The 20,262-nt window shown below is 37.9% G+C and carries 18 protein-coding genes; 5 read left to right on the forward strand and 13 right to left on the reverse strand.

Annotated features, from left to right (window positions below; all coding sequences use genetic code 11):
* The first annotated feature begins 10 nt into the window (after nt 1–10).
* Nucleotides 11–1,096 (forward strand): AI-2E family transporter, encoded by a 1,086-nt coding sequence (locus E3U55_RS02555; protein ID WP_134338757.1) that lies wholly within the window; start codon nt 11–13, stop codon nt 1,094–1,096.
* Between the two features lie 51 nt (nt 1,097–1,147).
* On the opposite strand, the gene E3U55_RS02560 is transcribed toward E3U55_RS02555, so the two are convergent.
* The 4 genes from E3U55_RS02560 to E3U55_RS02575 all read right to left on the reverse strand — a co-directional run bounded on the left by E3U55_RS02560 (nt 1,148) and on the right by E3U55_RS02575 (nt 5,125).
* Nucleotides 1,148–2,623, reverse strand: coding sequence for a S8 family peptidase (locus tag E3U55_RS02560; RefSeq protein WP_134338758.1), 1,476 nt, complete (start codon nt 2,621–2,623; stop codon nt 1,148–1,150).
* 204 nt (nt 2,624–2,827) lie between these two features.
* Nucleotides 2,828–3,790 carry an ABC transporter permease gene (locus tag E3U55_RS02565; protein WP_134338759.1) on the reverse strand — a complete coding sequence of 321 codons (963 nt, stop codon included), beginning with the start codon at nt 3,788–3,790 and terminating at the stop codon, nt 2,828–2,830.
* Entirely contained in the window at nt 3,780–4,655 is an 876-nt protein-coding gene (locus E3U55_RS02570; protein ID WP_134338760.1) for an ABC transporter ATP-binding protein, read from the reverse strand. Before E3U55_RS02570 ends, E3U55_RS02565 begins: the two co-directional genes overlap by 11 nt.
* Nucleotides 4,652–5,125 (reverse strand): GntR family transcriptional regulator, encoded by a 474-nt coding sequence (locus E3U55_RS02575; protein WP_228547449.1) that lies wholly within the window; start codon nt 5,123–5,125, stop codon nt 4,652–4,654. Before E3U55_RS02575 ends, E3U55_RS02570 begins: the two co-directional genes overlap by 4 nt.
* Before the next feature lie 62 nt (nt 5,126–5,187).
* On the opposite strand from E3U55_RS02575, the gene E3U55_RS02580 reads away from it, so the two are divergent.
* Together E3U55_RS02580 and E3U55_RS02585 are read left to right on the forward strand one after the other, a co-directional pair.
* The gene (locus tag E3U55_RS02580) at nt 5,188–6,045 is read left to right on the forward strand and encodes a PucR family transcriptional regulator (protein WP_134338761.1); all 858 of its coding nucleotides are present in this window, start codon (nt 5,188–5,190) and stop codon (nt 6,043–6,045) included.
* Nucleotides 6,046–6,145: 100 nt separating this feature from the next.
* Entirely contained in the window at nt 6,146–7,279 is a 1,134-nt protein-coding gene (locus E3U55_RS02585; RefSeq protein ID WP_134338762.1) for an ABC transporter ATP-binding protein, read from the forward strand.
* A 222-nt stretch (nt 7,280–7,501) separates the two neighbouring features.
* Here E3U55_RS02585 and nagB read toward each other — a convergent pair whose 3' ends face one another.
* Both nagB and nagA read right to left on the reverse strand, forming a co-directional pair.
* Nucleotides 7,502–8,206 carry a glucosamine-6-phosphate deaminase gene (gene nagB, locus E3U55_RS02590; protein ID WP_194840805.1) on the reverse strand — a complete coding sequence of 235 codons (705 nt, stop codon included), beginning with the start codon at nt 8,204–8,206 and terminating at the stop codon, nt 7,502–7,504.
* Nucleotides 8,207–8,220: 14 nt separating this feature from the next.
* Nucleotides 8,221–9,354 carry an N-acetylglucosamine-6-phosphate deacetylase gene (gene nagA / locus E3U55_RS02595; protein WP_407644090.1) on the reverse strand — a complete coding sequence of 378 codons (1,134 nt, stop codon included), beginning with the start codon at nt 9,352–9,354 and terminating at the stop codon, nt 8,221–8,223.
* 116 nt (nt 9,355–9,470) lie between these two features.
* On the opposite strand from nagA, the gene glcD reads away from it, so the two are divergent.
* Together glcD and E3U55_RS02605 are read left to right on the forward strand one after the other, a co-directional pair.
* Nucleotides 9,471–10,877 carry a glycolate oxidase subunit GlcD gene (gene glcD, locus E3U55_RS02600; RefSeq protein ID WP_134338764.1) on the forward strand — a complete coding sequence of 469 codons (1,407 nt, stop codon included), beginning with the start codon at nt 9,471–9,473 and terminating at the stop codon, nt 10,875–10,877.
* A 14-nt stretch (nt 10,878–10,891) separates the two neighbouring features.
* A complete protein-coding gene (locus E3U55_RS02605) occupies nt 10,892–12,193 on the forward strand; it encodes a (Fe-S)-binding protein (protein ID WP_134338765.1) in 1,302 nt (433 codons plus the stop codon).
* 258 nt (nt 12,194–12,451) lie between these two features.
* Here the strand turns inward: E3U55_RS02605 and E3U55_RS02610 are convergent, their stop codons facing one another.
* The 7 genes from E3U55_RS02610 to E3U55_RS02640 all read right to left on the reverse strand — a co-directional run bounded on the left by E3U55_RS02610 (nt 12,452) and on the right by E3U55_RS02640 (nt 20,004).
* A complete protein-coding gene (locus E3U55_RS02610; RefSeq protein WP_134338766.1) occupies nt 12,452–13,324 on the reverse strand; it encodes a MurR/RpiR family transcriptional regulator in 873 nt (290 codons plus the stop codon).
* 73 nt (nt 13,325–13,397) lie between these two features.
* The gene (gene murQ, locus E3U55_RS02615) at nt 13,398–14,309 is read right to left on the reverse strand and encodes an N-acetylmuramic acid 6-phosphate etherase (RefSeq protein ID WP_134338767.1); all 912 of its coding nucleotides are present in this window, start codon (nt 14,307–14,309) and stop codon (nt 13,398–13,400) included.
* 12 nt (nt 14,310–14,321) lie between these two features.
* On the reverse strand, nt 14,322–15,467 hold the full coding sequence (locus tag E3U55_RS02620; protein ID WP_134338768.1) for an exo-beta-N-acetylmuramidase NamZ family protein: 1,146 nt from the start codon (nt 15,465–15,467) through the stop codon (nt 14,322–14,324).
* 15 nt (nt 15,468–15,482) lie between these two features.
* Nucleotides 15,483–16,457, reverse strand: a complete 975-nt coding sequence (locus tag E3U55_RS02625) for a carbohydrate ABC transporter permease (RefSeq protein WP_134338769.1) — start codon at nt 16,455–16,457, stop codon at nt 15,483–15,485.
* A 12-nt stretch (nt 16,458–16,469) separates the two neighbouring features.
* Nucleotides 16,470–17,426 (reverse strand): carbohydrate ABC transporter permease, encoded by a 957-nt coding sequence (locus tag E3U55_RS02630; protein ID WP_228547450.1) that lies wholly within the window; start codon nt 17,424–17,426, stop codon nt 16,470–16,472.
* A gap of 55 nt (nt 17,427–17,481) precedes the next feature.
* On the reverse strand, nt 17,482–18,816 hold the full coding sequence (locus E3U55_RS02635; RefSeq protein WP_134338770.1) for an extracellular solute-binding protein: 1,335 nt from the start codon (nt 18,814–18,816) through the stop codon (nt 17,482–17,484).
* 27 nt (nt 18,817–18,843) lie between these two features.
* A complete protein-coding gene (locus E3U55_RS02640; protein WP_134338771.1) occupies nt 18,844–20,004 on the reverse strand; it encodes an anhydro-N-acetylmuramic acid kinase in 1,161 nt (386 codons plus the stop codon).
* Between the last annotated feature and the right edge of the window lie 258 nt (nt 20,005–20,262).

Here is a 20,262-nt window from a genome sequence, read left to right on the forward strand (position 1 = left end):
TGGTGACATAGTGCCTGATAGTAAATGGTTTCGGGTCGGTTATACGATCCTTATTATCATGTTAATAATTTACTTATCAACAAAGATAGAATTTATCTTCGCACCTTTATTTGTTTTAGCACAAACTATTTTCACACCATTAATTATCGCAGGAATTTTATATTATTTAACTCGACCACTTGTCGATTTAATGAGTAAAAAGATGCCACGCTCTCTTGCGATATTAATAGTATTTTTAAGTGGAATTGGAATAATTACAGCATTAATTATCATTGTCACCCCAGAGTTACAACGACAAATTAATAACTTGGCAGAGTATGTTCCAAATTATGTGGCAGAAGCTAATCAGCTTTTAATTGCTATTCAAGAAAGTGATTGGTTTGCCAGAGTTTCACCAGAACAAGATGCCATCACTAAATGGTTAAGTGGAATTGAAAGTCGATTAACAGATATTTTAACTACTGTGGCAAGTAAGATTACAACTTACCTTGGAGTCATCGCGAGTATTTTAATTGTATTAATCGTCGTTCCATTTGTTCTTTTCTATCTATTAAAAGATGGTAAGCGTCTGCCTAAGCGTATCGTTGGATTCTTACCGAAAAAATATCAAAGTGAAGTAGGGAATATTTTAGATGAGATGGATGATGCGTTAAGTAATTATATTCAAGGTCAGATCATTGTTAGTGTCTGTGTCGGGGTTTTGATATATATTGGCTATTTAATTATTGATCTGAGATTTGCTTTAATTTTAGCCTTTATCGCTTTATTCACTAACTTTATTCCTTTTATTGGACCTTGGATTGGTACTGCCCCAGGGGTAATTGTAGGGTTACTTGAATCACCTTTTCAAGCTTTACTCGTCATAATCGTAGCGGTAGTCGTACAACAGGTTGAGAGTAACTTAATTTCACCACAAGTTATGGGTAAGAAATTAAACATTCATCCAATTACGATTATCTTTTTGCTACTTTTTGCAGGAAAATTTGGAGGCATTGTGGCGATGATTATCGCTGTTCCAACATATGCAGTCGGTAAAGTTATTGTAAGCCACATCTATCGAATTATTAAACTCAGAAATAAAGAGATGTTTGATTAAGAAAAAGCTCCACGGATATTCCGTGGAGCTTGTTTTATACTAAGCTTATTATTATTCAAATAATGAGTAGACTGTTGATAATCCGTGGCCAAATTGTCCATCATGACCATTCTTCCCAATATCTTCAGCCGATTGTTGAAGTAAAACTTTTACTTTTTTAGGCGAGATACCTTCATGTTCATCAAATAGAATAGCAGCAATAGCTGAAACTTTTGGAGCGGCCATTGACGTTCCTACATACCAGCTATAGCCTGGTCTTTCATACGTGTAGTTTGTAACAAGACCATTTTCATTTACTTCGTAATTTAAAACTGGCACTGAACTGAAAGCATATTCTTGCGTATATAGCATCTGTTCTAAATATTCATCATATTTTCCAGCAGCTAAGTACTCAAGCGCTAAATCATAGTTCCCACCAGGAGCAGCTACATCAACATAGCCATTACCGTAAGTAGAGTACACTGACAATTCGTCCTGAGGTCCAGTTGCAGAGACTGTTACCACATTTTGAATATCTCCAGGAGCATAGACACTTGCACCTTGGAACTCGTAACCTAAATAGCCGTATTTTTCATTTGCTAAATCAGTAACTGTTTTCGGACTTTTCGCATCAATTGCATCGTTACCTGCCGAAGAAACAATTAGAGCTCCATTCTTCTCAGCATATTTTGTAGCACGTTTATAAGCAACATATTCTGCAATGTCACTACCTAATCTTTCTCCATCTAAGTAGACTTGTCCTTTAGAATAGATGCCTCCTAAACTCATGTTAATGACATCCACACCGTCATTTGCAGCCCCAATAATTGCTGCCATAATCCAAGCACTGTAAGCTCCACCTTCAGCTCCGAATACACGGTAAGCACGGTAACCAACATCTGGAGCCACACCTAACATGGCACCATTTGCAGCAATACTACCAGCTACGTGCGTTCCGTGACCATTACGGTCCTGTATGTCATTAATATCTCCTGTTTCAGACTCATCAACACCGTACATTCCGCCTGCAGGGACATAGTTTTTAGATCCATCCATAAGGTTTTTCGACACATCTGGATGATTCAAATCAATACCTGTATCAATGATACCAACCACTACATCATGACTACCACTATGGTTTTCAAATGTAGCTCCATCATTTGTTAGTCTTTTAATATCCCATTGATAAGCGTCAAAAAGTGCTGCTTGATCTGTAAGGCTTTGTTGTAACTGCTCGTCCATCTCAATAGTTTTTCCTTCTGGCAGTTCAAATGTCATAGACGGGTTAGCAGCTGTAATAGCACTTGAACCGATCGCCTTTTTCGCAAAATCTGCAGGTGCTTCTACTTGAACCAATCCAATCTCAGGAACTTCATAAACAATCGTTCCACCTAGTTCTTCTATTACACGATCTGCATTAGAAGGTAGTTGACTTTGTTTAAAAACAACAGTATAGTTTATTGTTTCTTCTTTTTCACCACCAAAGCTTGGTGATGCAAGCCCTAAAATAACAACTAAACTTAAGAAAATACCTAAGAACTTTTTCATTTTCTCTCCCCCATATTTTATTTTTTACACACTATATTTATTTCTATACTTTTAGGTATATTCCTCTAAAAAGTGAAATCTCTCAAAACTAGTGTTTATTCGACATTTGATTATAAAATCCTTAAAAATAAGGGGGAAATACCTAATTAAGGAAAATAAAAGTCAGTACTTTTATAATATATTACTTACTTCAAGTTCAAATTTTTACCACCTTAATAATCGCTTAGTAATCTTCCATGTGAAAAAGATTGCTATTAAAAACCCTAGCCAATAAGCGATCATTTTTACGCCATCCCCTGAGTGATATGGAACTATTACACTAAGGAACATGCCGCCAACTAATGCTCCACAGATTGGAATCCCTAGTGCGAATACAGGGTGTAAATTCGGGAACATCAAAAACTCGCCACTATGCTCGGAAGGTGTATGTTTGAAACTGAACCATGCTAAAAGGGTAAACAAAATGCCAAAAATTAATGGATACATTAAACTAAAATCCATCATGGTATTCACATACATGACCCAGAAAATATCTTTTGTAATGAATTCTAATTCGAATAATCGATTGGCATCAAAACCATGTGTATCAGCGAAAACACTTAATAGCATTAAAAGACCTTGTGGCAAAAATAAGAATATGATGGTTAAAACTACCTGAGATTTTATCTCACCAGAAATCGTACCTATTAACATCGCTAACGAGTAGATTACAAAGTACCCTAATAGAGTTGTAAAAAATGATTCGAATGTATTCAAATAATCTAATAGATAGCTAAAATCTGACTGCACAATCACAAAATAACCTAGCGCAAATGAGATTGAATATGGGATTATAATAGATAAAAACCCAAAAGCATATTTTGTTAAAAACTGCTGAGTGCGTGAAAACGGTAAAGCCATCATAAAATCGTGTCTTTTAGAATTTTTTTCAATCCCAATCAAAAAGCCTGCCAACAAAATAATGAGCCCAATTGAAAAGACACTAAACACATTTCCTGAAAACAGGTTTTGAATCTCAAACGATTCATTGCCTACCCCGCTGTATTTCCAGCTATCGATCATAAACGTAGCTGCTATCGGGTAGTTGATTAAATAAATCACAAACAATGCGAAACAAACCATCTTCGCATGCTTCCATTCTTTCATCCAAAGTGCTTTAGGAAACATACAATTCACCCCCTAATTTAGCAATAAAAATATCTTCAAGTGTTAACGGTAAATCTTCATACAGGATTGGAGAAGCATCATTTATCAACTGATCCGTCTTCTCATCATCACTATCAATTAACAAAACAGCTACACGGCCAGATTCACTTAAAACTTCTGATTGTTCACGTATGTAATTCGGCAGTGATGTTTCAAACGCCACTTGTATTTTTCGATATTGACTCTTTAACTCTTCCATCTCAATCTCTGAATCTACTCGCCCTTGTTTTAACACGATGATATGGTCAGCCATTTTTTCCAGTTCATCTAAACGATGCGACGAGATGATAACTGATACATCTTTTTCTGCAACTTCTTCAGCGATAAACTGTAAAATTTTCTTCTTTATAATGACATCTAAACCGTCTGTTGGTTCATCAAGTAAAATATATTTCGCATTTGTTGAAAATGCTAGTATTAAAGAAAAAAGCGCCTTCTGTCCTTTTGAAAAATGTTTTATTTTACCTTGCTTATTAAACTCAAATTTTTCTAGTAATTGATTGAAATACTCTTCATTAAATTGATATATTTCTTTATAAAACATCACAATCTCACTAATCGTATATGTTTTTAACGCATCTGCTGAATCTGGTACAAATACAACATTTTGCTTAATGCTGGGTTGTTTAAAAACGTTTTTGTCATTGACTGTGATTTCACCATTCGTAGGCTTTAAAATTCCGGCGATCATACGTAATAATGTTGTTTTCCCTGCTCCATTTCGACCGACTAATCCCGTGACTGTTCCATTTTTTACTGAAAAATGAACATCTTTTAATATTTGATTTTTATGAATCGATTTCGAGACTCCACTTACTCGAATCATTGATCCTCACCCTCACTTCTTGAGAAAAATTCGTCTACCCATTGATTAAGTTCATCATGAGTTACGCCTGTTTGCTTTGCTAATTGAACTAATTGTTGAGTTTTTGTTTTTAATTGTTCAACTTCTTTTTGTCTAACTAGATCGTGGACATCCTCACTGATAAACGTCCCCTTCCCCCGGTAAGTCACAAAAATCCCTTCTCGCTCTAATTCTTTATAAGCCTTACTCACCGTATTAGGGTTAACCATTAACTGCGCGGATAGTTCCCGAACTGACGGAACTTTATCACCAGCAACAACCACCTTTTGTAGCACGCGTATGCGAACTTGTTCGATAATCTGTTCATAGATTGGTTTGTTGCTTGTTGGATTTAACATGATGTGCATACTCATCACCTCACTTAATTGTATTAAGTGTACTACATTGAATAGTACACTTGCAACACTTTTTTGATAAGTACTCAAGTTCATACAACTCAAGCACTCCTCTGATATAATAAGACGTAAGTAAGACGAATAAAGGAGCATGTTTTATGAATGTAGAGAAATTAATGCAGCTGTTCCCTAATATTAAGCAAGTGACGATTGAACCTAATGACCACTTCACCTTTTTAATGAATGGTCAAAAATATGCTATACCATTTGATGAAGTGTCACAGGATCAGAAAAATTTGCTCGATGCCCTAACAGATCATACGCCTTTTCATACGGAACAAGAAAACGCTTGGCAAAACTTTTTACATAAACAAATGGCACAGCCACCGCAAAAGTTGGAACAATACCGTTTTAATGTGATCCGCATTCAAGATGGTAAAGTGAATCCCGAGGAATTTAGGCAATCACTTCAGATCATACTTAACAAGCCAATCACATTACTCTGGCAAAATAATCGTCACGTGACATTACTTGAAGAAATAAAACATAATGAAGAACCCGTCACATTTGAAAATATCATTGATGTCATGAGCGAGGACCTTGATGTTCATTTGAGGGTGTTCGTTAGTGATATAAAACATCACATCAATGAGGCACCTGACTATCTTCAATGGCTGACTTCGATGAGCCATATGATTTGGAAAGCAACAGGAAAAAGAATCATTCATCAACAAGATAGTTTATTAGAACTTTTTCCATCTTTACTTTCTGACCAGGATCGACATTATTTCGTTGAATCTATATTAAAAGAAACAATAAACAAGTCATCATTGCTTAATACAATTAAAACAGTCATCGAAAATCAGGGTAATATCACATCAGCCTCCAAAGAGCTTTTTATGCATAGAAATAGTGTTCAATACAGAGTCGATAAATTTATTGAGGAAACAGGGTCTGATATCCGTCAATTTGATCAAATGATTCGTGTATACCTCGCTTTACTTCTGATGGATTAATCAATTGCACAAAAACTACTGATTTTTTTGTGCAGGTGTACCATATGAAACCGCTTTCCTTTCAATTAAACTATAAGTAATACATAAGGGAGTGATTGTGATGGCAGAATTACGCCTCGAAAATATCAATAAAGTCTATGATAAAGATGTACACGCCGTACAAGATTTTAATTTACACATTAAAGACAAAGAATTCATCGTATTTGTTGGACCATCCGGTTGTGGTAAATCTACAACTCTACGAATGATTGCTGGTCTTGAAGAAATCACTGATGGGGACTTTTTCATTGATGAGCATCGTATGAATGATGTGGCACCGAAGAACCGTGACATTGCAATGGTATTCCAGAACTATGCGCTATATCCTCACATGAATGTGTATGACAACATGGCGTTTAGTTTAAAACTACGTAAAGTAAACAAAAATGAAATTAAAGAACGAGTTCATAGAGCAGCTGAAATTTTAGGTCTGGAAGAATTACTAGACCGTAAGCCTAAAGCTCTATCAGGTGGTCAACGTCAGCGTGTGGCACTAGGTCGTGCGATTGTACGTGACGCCAAAGTCTTCTTAATGGATGAACCATTATCAAACTTAGATGCTAAGCTTCGTGTACAAATGCGTGCGGAAATCCAAAAGCTTCACCAGCGTCTTCAAACAACAACGATTTATGTTACACACGACCAAACTGAAGCAATGACGATGGCAACACGTCTAGTTGTTATGAAAGACGGATTGATTCAACAAGTTGGTTCACCAAAAGAAGTTTATGATAAACCAAATAACACATTTGTTGGTGGATTTATCGGATCACCAGCGATGAACTTCTTAAGAGGTACTTTAAATGAAAACTCAATTACGATTGAAGGTAATGACATTGCAATTCCTGAAGGTCGAATGAAAGTTCTGCGTGACTTGGAATATGTGGGTCAAGAAGTCATTCTAGGCATTCGTCCAGAAGATTTACATGACGAACCAGCATTTTTACAAAGTGCTGAAGGAGCTGCTTTTACAGCTGATATTGAAGTAGCTGAGCTAATGGGGTCTGAGTCTTACCTTTACTCTAAGATTGGTGAGCAGGAATTTACTGCTCGAGTGGATGCTCGCTCAAACGTTGATGCTGGGCAAAACATTACGCTAGCAGTTGATATGAACAAAGCTCACTTCTTTGATCCTGAAACAGAAGAACGAATTGATTACAACAATCAAAACGTTGAAGAAACGCAGGAAGTGTAAAGAACTTATAAATAAAACTAGTCGCGATTTAGTTTAATCACGACTAGTTTTTTGTTGTTTTATTTAGTTTCTAAGTATGATCTGTTAGTTACCAAGTTAAAAAAATTAATCTCCAAGCCTATAAAATTAGTTTCCAAGTATACAAAATTAGTCTCCAAGTCCATAGAATGAGTTACCAAGTTCATAATTCACTTAAACAAAATTTCTGTAATATAATACAACTTACCCATAAATCAACGTCACATTTGGGTGTTCTTTTAAAATGCTCGCAGGAAAATCTTCACTCACTTCCCCATTATTTAATCGCTCAATTGCTGCTTGCTTCTGTTCCCCGAAAGCTAATAGAATAATTTTATGGCTGTCCATAATGGTATCAATACCAACCGTAATGGCTTGCTTAGGAACAGCCTCTTTTGAAGCAAAAAATCTAGCGTTAGCCTCTCGAGTAGATTCCGCTAAATCAACGACATGAGTTCGTGTTTGAAAACTAGTGCCTGGTTCATTAAATCCAATATGGCCATTCACGCCTAACCCTAGAACCTGAATATCAATTGGTCCTTGATTTTTAATTGCCTTTTCATATCGAAAACATTCTGACTGTAGATTACGTGTCTCGCCATTCGGTATATGAATCTGATCGTTATTTATATCGATTCGACTAAATAAATGATCGTGCATAAAACGGTTATAACTTTGTGGATGAGATGAATGAAGGCCGACATACTCATCTAAATTAAAAGTTGTCGTTTCTCTAAAACTAATCTCACATTTTTGATGCGATGCGATTAATTTTTGATAAAGTCCAACTGGTGTACTCCCTGTTGCTAACCCTAAAACCGAATCAGGTTTCATTCGAATTTGTTCTATTATAAAAGTTGCTGCGATATGACTTAATTGTTCATAACTTTTAACTTCAAATTTTTCCAAGCCCTTCACCTCGATCATACAGACACCCCTCTGCTATATGTTTTAATTATATTGAAGGAATCATCGACCATTAATAAGTCTGCATCTTTCCCCACTTGAATACTCCCTTTCCGATTAAATATGCCTAGCTGTTTAGCAGGATTGACCGAAGCCATTTGGATGACATCTTTTAAAGTCGCATCAGTCTCATTTAACATATTTCGTACGCCCTGGTCCATTGTCAAAATACTACCGGCCAAAGTTCCATCATCTAATGTGGCCATACCATTAGAAACGGTCACTTTCTGCCCACCTAATGTATAGGTTCCATCCGGCTTCCCTTTAGCCCTCATGGAATCTGTAATTAACATTAAACGCTCAGGACCTATGGATTGATAAAGAAGTTTTAACATATCCTTTGAAAGGTGGACGCCATCAGCAATAACTTCACTCGTTAAACCTTCTAACAAAAATGCTGCGCCCACTGCACCGATTTCTCGGTGGTGAATCCCATTCATCGCATTACATAAATGAGTCATTTGACTAACACCTTGTTTGACGGCTTTTATTATATCTGCAAAGTTAGCATTCGTGTGCCCGGCTGAGACATTAATTCCATTCTCAACCAAGTAGTTGATTAATTGACCATCTGGGTCTAACTCAGGTGCCATCGTAACGGTTTTAATTTTCCCTTGAGCTAACGATACCCAGTGTTTCATCAAATCAAGGTCCGGTTTCAGAATGAAGTCTTTCGGTTGTGCCCCGGCTTTACTTGGTTCAACAAATGGTCCTTCTATATGTAACCCGAGAACCTCTGCTTCCCCTTTGGAACCTTGATATTGACTAACTTGTTGAATAACCTGCTCAAGAGACTTTTGATCACTCGTTATAGTGGTGGCAACAAATGAAGTCGTTCCTTCTTTGGGCAAAAAACGAGCCATACCACTTAATGCCTCATCGGTTCCATCCATGACATCAAACCCATCAGCACCATGAATATGCCCTTCAATAAACCCAGGAACTAAATTCAACCCTTCACCATCAATCTCATAACCATCTACGCAGTCTTCACCTATACTTTCTATAACCCCTTCATCTATAACAAGAGAACTATTTTTAAGTACATTAAACTCAGTGTAAATATTGATATTCTTTATGAGTGTTCTCAATCCGATCACCTGTGAATTTAAATTTTATAAAATTACATATAATTTCGTAATTTTATTTCATTCCCTTTACATTCATATTATAATAAAACATAAGAATATTAAAGGGAGAGTTCGTCATGTTGAGTAATTCTTTTGTGAAAAGATTAGTAGATATTGTTGGGGAAACATATATTGAACAAAGTGAAGCCAGTTTACTAGCTTACTCTTACGATGCTACCCCAAACTTCCAATCCAAACCAGACATTGTTGTAACCCCTGGAAGCACAACAGAAATTGCTCAAATTGTAAAGCTCTGCACGGAGTATCAAGTGCCTATCGTGCCTCGCGGATCAGGCACTAATTTAGCGGCAGGAACCACCCCCACACAAGGCGGAGTCGTTTTATTATTTACTCGTTTAGATCAAATTCTAGAATTAGATGAAGAAAACTTAACCATAACCGTACAACCCGGTGTTATCACGAAAACAATCTGTGACACCGTTGAAGCTAGAGGTCTTTTTTATCCACCTGACCCTAGCTCGATGAAAATTTCGACCATTGGTGGCAATATTAATGAAAACTCTGGTGGATTAAGAGGTTTAAAATACGGCGTAACCAAAGACTACATCCTTGCCTTAGAAGTTGTTTTGCCTAATGGTGATACTATAAGAACTGGTGGAAAACTAGCCAAAGATGTAGCTGGCTATGACTTAACCAAATTATTTGTCGGTTCAGAAGGGACTTTAGGAATCGTAACAGAAGCGACGTTAAAACTAGTCCCAATGACGGAATCTAAACAAACCTTACTGGCAATCTATGAATCTATTGACCAAGCATCTAAAACAGTCTCTAGTATAATTGCAAATAAAATGACACCCGCAACTTTAGAATTTATGGACCAGCCAACGATTAAGGCTGTTGAAGAATATGCTCACTTAGGATTGCCAACTCAAGCTGAATCCGTTCTATTAATTGAGCAAGATGGCCCAGTAGAGGTTGTATCAAAAGACATAAAGCTAATTGCGGAACTTTGCAAGGCTGAAGGTGCCATTGAGGTTAAAACAGCGCAAACTGAAGAAGAAGCTAATCAATTACGTGAAGGACGCCGTTCAGCTTTATCAGCCCTGGCTCGTTTAAGTCCTACAACTATTCTAGAAGATGCAACAGTTCCGCGTTCTGAGATTGCTAGAATGGTTCGAGCCATTAATCAAATTGCGGCTAAGTATGATTTAAACATTGCTACGTTCGGCCACGCTGGTGATGGGAACCTGCACCCGACTTGTATGACTGATGCTCGTAATCAGGATGAGTGGGAACGAGTCGAAAAAGCATTTGAAGAAATATTTGCTTATGCGATAGAATGCGGTGGAACGATTACTGGCGAGCATGGTGTTGGTGAAATGAAATCACCTTACCTTGAATGGAAAGTTGGAGAAGCTGGTTTAGCTGCAATGAAAAATATTAAAACAGCTTTTGATCCGCATAACATCATGAACCCAAGGAAAATGTTTGCCAAAGACACACGTAAACGGATAACCCTTTAAGGTGGTGATTTAACATGTCGATTCAAACTGACTTTCAGAACCGAATTGAAGAAAATGAATTGCTTAACTGTATGAGGTGTGGGTTTTGTTTACCTGCTTGCCCGACTTACATAGAAACTAAAGACGAAGTTCACTCCCCTAGAGGTCGAATAGCACTAATGAAAGCTGTTCGTGATGGCGATATAAGTTCTTATGAAGAGGTAGAAGAATCTTTAAATGTTTGCCTGGGTTGCCGCGCTTGTGAACCCGCTTGTCCAGCAGGTGTTAATTATGGTCACATGTTAGAAGAAGCCCGTGCCATTTTTAATGAACACCATGAACATTCAATCAAAGAGAAAACCGTACGTAAAACGGTGTTCACTCATCTGTTCCCAAATCAAAAGCGAATGGAACAAGCGACAAGCTTAATCGGATTTTATCAAAATTCTGGTTTGCAAAAAACGTCTCGCAAGCTTGGCTTCATGAAACTATTTCCGAAACATATGCAACAAATGGAACGCGCGTTACCAAAAGTGGCCAAGAAAAAGAGCCATCCTGAGGCAATTTTTAAAGCGCAAGGAGAAACAAAAGCAACGGTGGCAATGTTTCGTGGTTGTCTCATGGACACCATGTTTCATGAAACGAATCAGTCCACGATTAAACTTTTAAATAAAGCGGGCTGCGACGTCATTGTTCCTGATTCTCAGAATTGTTGCGGGGCTTTACATGGACATAGTGGTGAAAAAGAAGGTGCAGTCGAATTAGCTAAAAAAAATATCGAAGCCTTTGAAGCGGTTAATTGTGATTATATCATTACGAATGCTGGAGGGTGTGGCGCCTTTTTACATGATTATGATCACTTACTTCGACATGACGAAAATTGGGCTGAACGAGCTAAATCTTTCGTATCCAAAATAGTAGATTTTTCATCTGTTTTATTAGAGTTAGAATTTAATAAAAATTTCCCTCTACATATCAAAAATCAAATCGTGACTTACCAAGATTCATGTCACCTAAGAAACGTCCTGGGGGTTTTCCGTGAGCCTAGGGAACTTATACGTGCGGTAACAGGAGCAGAATATATAGAAATGTCTCAAGCCGACCATTGCTGTGGCTCTGCTGGCATATATAACTTAACGCAGCCAGACATGTCCATGCAGATTCTTGATCATAAAATGGAAAACGTTAATGACACGAAGGCTCAAACGATAATTACGTCAAACCCCGGCTGTCTTTTGCAGATGAAGGTCGGGATCGAACGTGAAGGGAAATCAGATAAGATGCGCGCAATGCACCTAGCTGACTTCTTGCTTGAAGCGGTAATTAATCAAGATTAGCTGCTAAGTACTTTGCGCTTTTAAAACTTAATGTTGATAAAATAAAGTAAATAATAAGTAGAATATCTTCTACGATAAGCGAAAGGCGGCGACTCCTGCGGGAACAGCGCGAGCCGAAAATCACGCAAAACGAACGGCAGTGAGTTTTGGGAAGTTGAGGCCGTGCCCGCGGAAAGCGCCCGCCTGTAGCGATTCGGAGAATCCATTAAATCATTCGCTCAAATTAAAATCCACCTCCCCGCCCAGGGAAAGTGGATTTTATTTCTTCTTCTTCACTTTTTGATTTAACGTTTTAATTACTTCTCTTGTGCTATCCAAATAATCAACCGTCTGATCATAAGACTTAGATGCCACACACATAAACAAAATATCAATGACATGTAATTGAGCAAGCCTTGAAGACGTCGCACCACTTCTGAATGTGGCTTCTTTTGTTGCAGAAGTATATAGACTGACATCCGATTGGTCCGCTACCGTTGAACGTCCATACTTCGTTAAGCTAATCGTCTTGGCTCCCTTTGAATTCGCAATTTCTAATATCTTAGCAACTTCATGTGTTTCACCTGAAAAAGAAATCCCAAAAACCACGTCATCTTCATCTGCGTTAGCGACAGCTGTCGCTGCCATATGTAAGTCTGTAAAAACTGATGCTGATTGATTAATTCTTAAAAACTTTTGATGTGCATCAATCGCTGGTATGCTTGATGCCCCTACTCCAAAGAAATGAATCCTTTTACCATTCAGCAAATACTCAACCGCTTGATTTAAGCTGTCAGTATCTAGTAAGTCAGATGTTTCTTGTATCGTTTGAACACTATTAAGCGTTACTTTTTCTATAGTAGATAATATTGGTTCATTAGACTCAATATCCCTGACTTCATTTACTTCATTACGCTGTAAATCACCAGCAATTCGCAGTTTAAGCTCTTGAAAACCTTTTAGATTTAAAGATTTACATAATCTAATAACTGCTGCACTGCTCGTTTCACTCTCTCGCCCTAAATCTGTTGCAGTCATACCGATAGCTTTTTCCGGATGATCAAGTATATACTGTGCAATCTTTTTCTCAGAAGGAGGGAGTTTACTTTTCATTTCATTAAGCATAAATATTCCTGCATTTGTTCGTCCCATGTTTTGACCTCCTCCCTACATTCTACCTAAAAATGATAATAAACACCAAACATGAAAAGGTAAGCTAGTTCGCTTACCTTTCTAGTTGTGATAATTTAACTGCTTCACGAACAAATCCATTAGACTGTTCTAATAACACCTGAGATTGTGAAAAATTTACTTGGCCTAACAACATAACAATTGCCGGTTTCACAGCATAGCCTGTTTCTTCAAGCACTTTCGTAGCCTCATCATAACTAACGCCTGTTGCTTCACAAACAATATTTTTTGCGCGTTCTTTTAACTTGTAGTTTGTCGCATTAACATCAACCATTAAATTTTGATAGACTTTGCCGACCTTAACCATTGATGCGGTTGAGATCATGTTTAATATCATTTTATGAGCTGTTGCGGCTTTTAACCTTGTGGAGCCTGTTAAAACCTCTGGCCCGGTAACAACCTCTAACGGATAATCAGCGTACTGACTAATTTCTGCTCGTTCATTACTCGTCAGGCTTACAGTTACAGCTCCTACTTTCTGTGCATATTTTAAAGCACCTTTGACATATGGGGTACGACCACTAGCCGCAATACCAATCACAACATCGTGTTTATTAAGCTTGCGATTAACCATATCTCGTTCGCCAAGATCCATATCATCTTCTGCGCCTTCAACAGCAATCATTAATGCCTGCTCTCCGCCTGCCAATACTGCCTGAACATGTTCCGGATCAGAGCTAAATGTGGGTGGGCATTCCACAGCGTCTAACAGACCAATGCGACCACTCGTTCCTGCCCCAACATATAATAAACGGCCGCCTTCTTGAAAAGCATATTGCACAGCATGAACCACTTTTTCTATCGTTGGGATAACCTGCTGGATCGCTTGTGGAATAGCCATATCTTCTTGATTCATAAGCTCAAGAATCTCTCGAGATGTCATTTGATCTAAGTTCGTTGATTTTGAATTATATGATTCTGTTGTTAATTTTGTAAGTTTATCCATTTAACTACCATCCTACTCATAAATTAAATGCCTCTTGCGAATGGGTAAAAATCTTTCATAATCTCTTTTGAGTTTTTCTAAATATTGATTAATATTTGTACTTGTAATCACTTTTCTAACCTGGTCTGTGCCCGCTAATAAATCAAAGAAACAATGCCTCAATCGGTCATTTTCAATAAACGTCATGTCATTTGGATATAAGTGATAAATCAAATGCAATAAACGTATACCTGCTTCAACCGGTTGAATGGTATCTCGATCTATTACATGCAGTTGGACACCGTAACACTTTTCATCTTTAAATTTTTGATAGGTTGGGATAAAAGTAACTGGACGCGCCAAGACACCCTCTAATCCTAACCGATTAAATTCTTCTGCTAATGACCTTGCGTTTATAAATGGCGCACCAATCATCTCAAAAGGACGCACGGTCCCTCTTCCTTCTGAAAGATTCGTACCTTCTACCAAGCAAGTACCTGGATACAAAAGTTGCATGTATAATCCAGTGACATTAGGTGAAGGGGGCACCCATGAAAGGCCGAGTTCATCAAAGTATTTATGCCGAGCCCAACCCTCCATAGGTATTATTGTTAAATCACAATGTATATGGTGTTCTTCATTAAAAAACTTAGCCAGCTCACCAATTGTCATGCCATGCCTTGTCGGAATTGGATAAAGACCGACGAAAGAAGTAAAATCGTTTTCTACTAAATTTCCTTCGACTTTTCGACCTCCGATAGGGTTCGGACGATCGAGAACGACTACTTCCTTACCATGTTCTTTACAAGCCTGCATCACATAAGCCAGCGTATAAATAAACGTATAGTAGCGGCTTCCAATATCTTGAATGTCAAAAAACATAACATCAATATTTTCTAACATCTCTTGAGTAGGCTTCCGTGTCTTCCCGTAAAGGCTAAAGACAGGTAAACCAGTGACATCATCAACCATATCTTCAAATTTTTCACCCTCTTTTATATCTGCACGAATGCCATGTTCAGGTGAAAAAAGAGCTTTTAAATTCAATAGTTCAAAAAACAAATCGATGGTTGATTCAAGCTTTTGATTAACTCCAGTCGGGTTAGTGACTAACCCAATACGTTTATTCAAATATTCATCGAGATATTGCTCTAGAAACACTTCTAACCCTAACTTCATTCAAACACACCTTGTTTATTCCTTGACTCCACCTAACGTTAAACCTTTAACAAAGTAACGCTGGAAGATTAAGAATACGATAATCATTGGGATCGCTGCAATTGCTGCACCACTCATTAACAATTTAAAGCTTGCTAAGTTAGCATCCTGTAACGTTTTAAGACCAACAGGTAACGTATATAAATCAGCATTGTTTAAAACGATAATCGGCCATAGGAATGAGTTCCACACATTCATGAAAGTGAAAATACCTAAAGCTGCTAACCCTGGTTTGGCGAGTGGCAGAACAACCGTCCAAAAAGTTTTCCATTCACTCGCACCATCAATTTTGGATGCTTCAAGTAATTCATCCGGTATCGAATACATATATTGCCGCATGAGGAAAACACCAAACACCATGGATAAGTCAGGTAATATTAACGCCCAGTGTGTATCCATAATTCCAAGATCTCTAATCATTATAAACATTGGCACGAGTGTTACCTGCCCCGGAATCATCATGGTCGAAATAATGACCCAGAAAATAATGTTCCTCCCTGGAAACCTCTTCTTGGCCAGCACATATCCGGCCATCGAATCCAGGAGCAAGATTCCAAAGGTTACGACCACGGCTATGTAAAAACTATTAAAAAACCACTTTCCAATATCGTGTTTTTGAAATAATGCTACAAAACTAGAAAATGTGTTATCGACAATGTGGTCCATTTGCTCTCTATGATATTGAGCTTCTTCCAAATTTCCTGCTTTTTTAGCTTCTCTTGCATCTCCCCAGTGTTCGAAATATAATTCAAAACCCATTGGGTACATTTTTGGTGGATTTGAATCGACATACGAAACTGGTCGTTCCATTTCTGGACCTTCATAGCTGCTCAACTGCATGGATGTAGAGAACACCCAGTATAAAGGTAGAAGGGAGACAATTGAGAAGAAGAATAACATGACATAAATTAACGCTTTATTTAATTTATCAAACCGATCTTTCTTGTACATAAAATCCCCCTCCTATTCATCATGGCGTAGCATTCTAAACTGAATCACCGAGAATACTAAAATGATTAAGAATAACACAACTGATTGAGCTGCTGCTAAACCAAATTCAAAATCACGGAAACCAGTTTTATAAATTAAGTGCACTAATGTTTCGGTGGCATTATCCGGCCCTCCACCCGTCATCATAATAATCTGGGTAAAGACCTGGAACGATCCAATTGTACTCAGTAAGACAAGGTATAACGTTGTCGGCTTAAGTAGCGGAATCGTAATGTAAAACCATTTTTTAATGGCACCAGCGCCATCGATGGTTGCTGCTTCATACAATGTATTTGAAATGGCACCCATTGAAGCAAGATACATAATAATACCGACTCCAAATGGAATTAAACATTGCATAATAATTAATGCCCATAGAGCCGTACTTGATTGTCCTAACCAGTTCACAGCTTCAATTCCAAACCAGCCAAGGATATGATTAAATAAACCAAAATCATAGTTGTACATCCAACGCCATACCATTGCGATAATAACCATCGAGGTTACAGTTGGTAAGTAAAAGGCTGATCTAAAAAAGTTTTGTGATAGTTTCCCTAATGGAAATATTAAGGAGGCAACTACCAGTGAACTAATGATATTAAAAGGTACCGTCACTGCGGTAAAAAGCGCTGTATTCTCAAGTGCTTCCATAAACGCATCACTTTGGAATACCGCTATGTAGTTATCAAGTCCAATAAAGAAACTTCCATTAACTTGATATTGCTGGAATGATAATACGAGTGCCCAAACAACCGGAAAAGCTATAAATAATGTAAATAGTGTTAATTTAGGCAATAAGAATAAGTACGAGGCGTAGTTTTTCTTCATTTCACGCCAAACACTACGTTTATGATTGTAAGATGGCTTTTTAGGCGGCTTTAAATCTCGATCTCTTGCAGCCGTTGACGCTAAAGCTTTATTCCCTTCCAATCGTTCCACCCCCTTAAAATTGAAGCAGGCTCCTGGTTAGAAGCCTGCTATTGAATTATTCGCTTAATAAATCTTCTATTTGTTCTTGTGCCTCATCCATAGCTTCTTGTGCAGTCTTTTCTCCGTTGAATACAACTTGAAGTTTACCTTGGATGATCTCGTCAATTTTCTTCCATTCAGGGTGACGAGGTAACATCACAACATCTTTAGTCATTTCTTGTGCACGAGCCATTTGCGGGTTCTCTGCATATGGATCCATATCTGCAGTACTCTTGCGTGCCGGGAAGATGCCATATTCTGTAGCCATTGTGTATTGTTCATCTGTTGAAGATAGGTACTTCATAAACTCGCCTACAGCTTCTTTTTTAGGATCACTGTCTTGACCGAACATAATCCAGCCGCCAACACCACCGATTGTTACTGGTTTACCAGATTCACCAACAGGGTATTCAGCTACCATAAAGTTAGTTGGGTATGCTGATTGAGCAGATTGAATCGCCCAAGTCGCCCAAGGTTCCATAGCAACAGTACGTTGTTCTTCGTTAGCCCAAGCCTGGAACGTTCCACCAACATCGTTACCACCTAGAGTTTCAGGTGCTACACCTAATTCTAGTTTTAAATCGGCAACATCTTGGATTGCTTTTACCGCTTCAGGTGAGTTGAAAGTAAACTCAGATAAATCATCACTTAACGGACGTCCGCCATCTTTGTAAAATAATGGCCATGCTTCATAATAGCCTTCTAAAATATACGTAGAGAAACCGTGTACATCAATTTCACCATCGCCATCACGGTCGAACGTTAATCCTTCTGCAGTTTCTACGAATTCATCCCAAGTCCATTTACCATCTGCTGGTGGTTCAACGCCAGCCTCTTCAAATAAATCAAGGTTTAATAACATTGAGTGAACAGTGATCGAGTTAGGAATACCATATAATTTATCGTTAAATGTATATGCCTCTACTGCGTTATCATAGAAATCCGATAGTTCATCTTCTGTGTAAAGCTCATCTAATGGTTCAACAACACCTTGCTCAATATGATCAATACTTACTGCACTACCAGAAATATCAACAGGAGCGATATCCGGCCACGATTGACCTGCGATAGCAACACCTAACTTATCGCCCATTTCAGCCCAAGGTACTTGAACAATTTCAATTTCAATACCTTCATTAGCCTCTTCATACTCGGCAGCTTTAGCTTCTAACCAGTGGTATTTGTTCTCATCTTCATCTGGCCAACGTGGACCATCCCAAATTGTAATGGTACCCGTCCAGTTACCATCCTCATCAACACTTCCTTCTTCCCCATTACTACAAGCAGCTAATAAACCTGCTAGTAGCACAACACTTAACACGGATAAAACTGATTTTCTTACCCATTTCATCGTGAAAATTCCCCCTAAATTTAATATTTACCATGCAATCTTTCCCATGATGACGCTCTTGTTGGCACCAGTTGCAGCTGGCAGATTATTTGAATGTTTATTGAACCCAAGATAACCCAATAAAGCAAATACGATGGCCTCTTTTGCATCACTATGTATGCCTAAATCATTAGTAGATTTAAAGATTAAGTTATTTGGCAAAAGAGTTTTGACACCTTCTATTAAAATAGGGTTGTGCCATCCACCACCACTAATGTATATCTCTTTTATGTCGTCTTTGATTGTGTGTTGTTTAATTGCCTGCGCTAGTGTGTGGGATGATAAAGCAGTAATCGTTGCTATACGGTCAATTTCAACGATCCCTAATGTTTCTGCTTCCTTCCATAACGCTTTAGCTTGATTGAAACCAAACTCTTCGCGCCCAGTGCTTTTTGGAGGTTCAAGTTGATAGTAAGGATGGCTTAATAATTGTTCTAACCATTCTTGATTAACTTCACCTTGTTGTGCCAGTTCACCATTGTTGTCGTAGTTTTGCGCTCCATTTGAATAAAAATAAACAAATGCATCAATCAACATATTGCCAGGCCCAGAGTCATAAGCCTTAACATCTTCTTTCTTACACTCTCTAGGTAGCACAGTTAAATTTGATATGCCACCAATGTTAACTAATATTCTCCCAACTTGATGAGAGCGAAATAACGTGTAATCAGCAAATGGAACTAATGGTGCGCCTTGACCTCCAACAGCCACGTCACGAGTTCTGAAATCTCCAATCGTCGTAATGCCAGTCTTTTCAGCAATGACACTAATATCACCTATTTGTAGCGTATTAGAACGATGAAGCGGATCATCTTGTTTGTGCGTTACATCGTGAAAAATTGTCTGACCATGACTACTGACTAAATCAATATCATCTTTCTCTAATTCAGATTCAATAATTGCTTGTTCTACCGCTTCTGCAAACACTTCACCTAATAGGAAGTTCATCGATGATATTTCTGGTGAAGTCGCAGTAGGTAAAACTAATTCTTGTAAGCGATTCTTTAAATCTAGCTCGAATGAATATGTTTGAAAAAACAAATTCTCAAATTCTATGTTATTGTCTTTTGACTGGAATTGAGTAATGGCCACATCTACACCATCAAGTGATGTGCCAGACATCAACCCACATACAATCATCTTGTTCATTTCAAACATTCCTTTAAAAATAGAGTATTTATGTAAGCGCTTAATTATATTTTAATGAAAACAAAATAATATATCAATATTTTTATTAAAAATTTAAAATATTTTTTCAAATCTATTTAATAGGTTCAATTCTATGACTAATTATAGTGATGATTTATTAGTGCTACAGGCGGACGCTTTCCGCGGGCACGGCCTCAACGAAGGTACATCAATGAATTCGCTTCATTGCACCTTTGCACCGAGGAAGCTTACTGCGAA

The sequence above is a fragment of the Filobacillus milosensis genome (genome assembly GCF_004402015.1).
Lineage (GTDB): Bacteria > Bacillota > Bacilli > Bacillales > Alkalibacillaceae > Filobacillus > Filobacillus milosensis.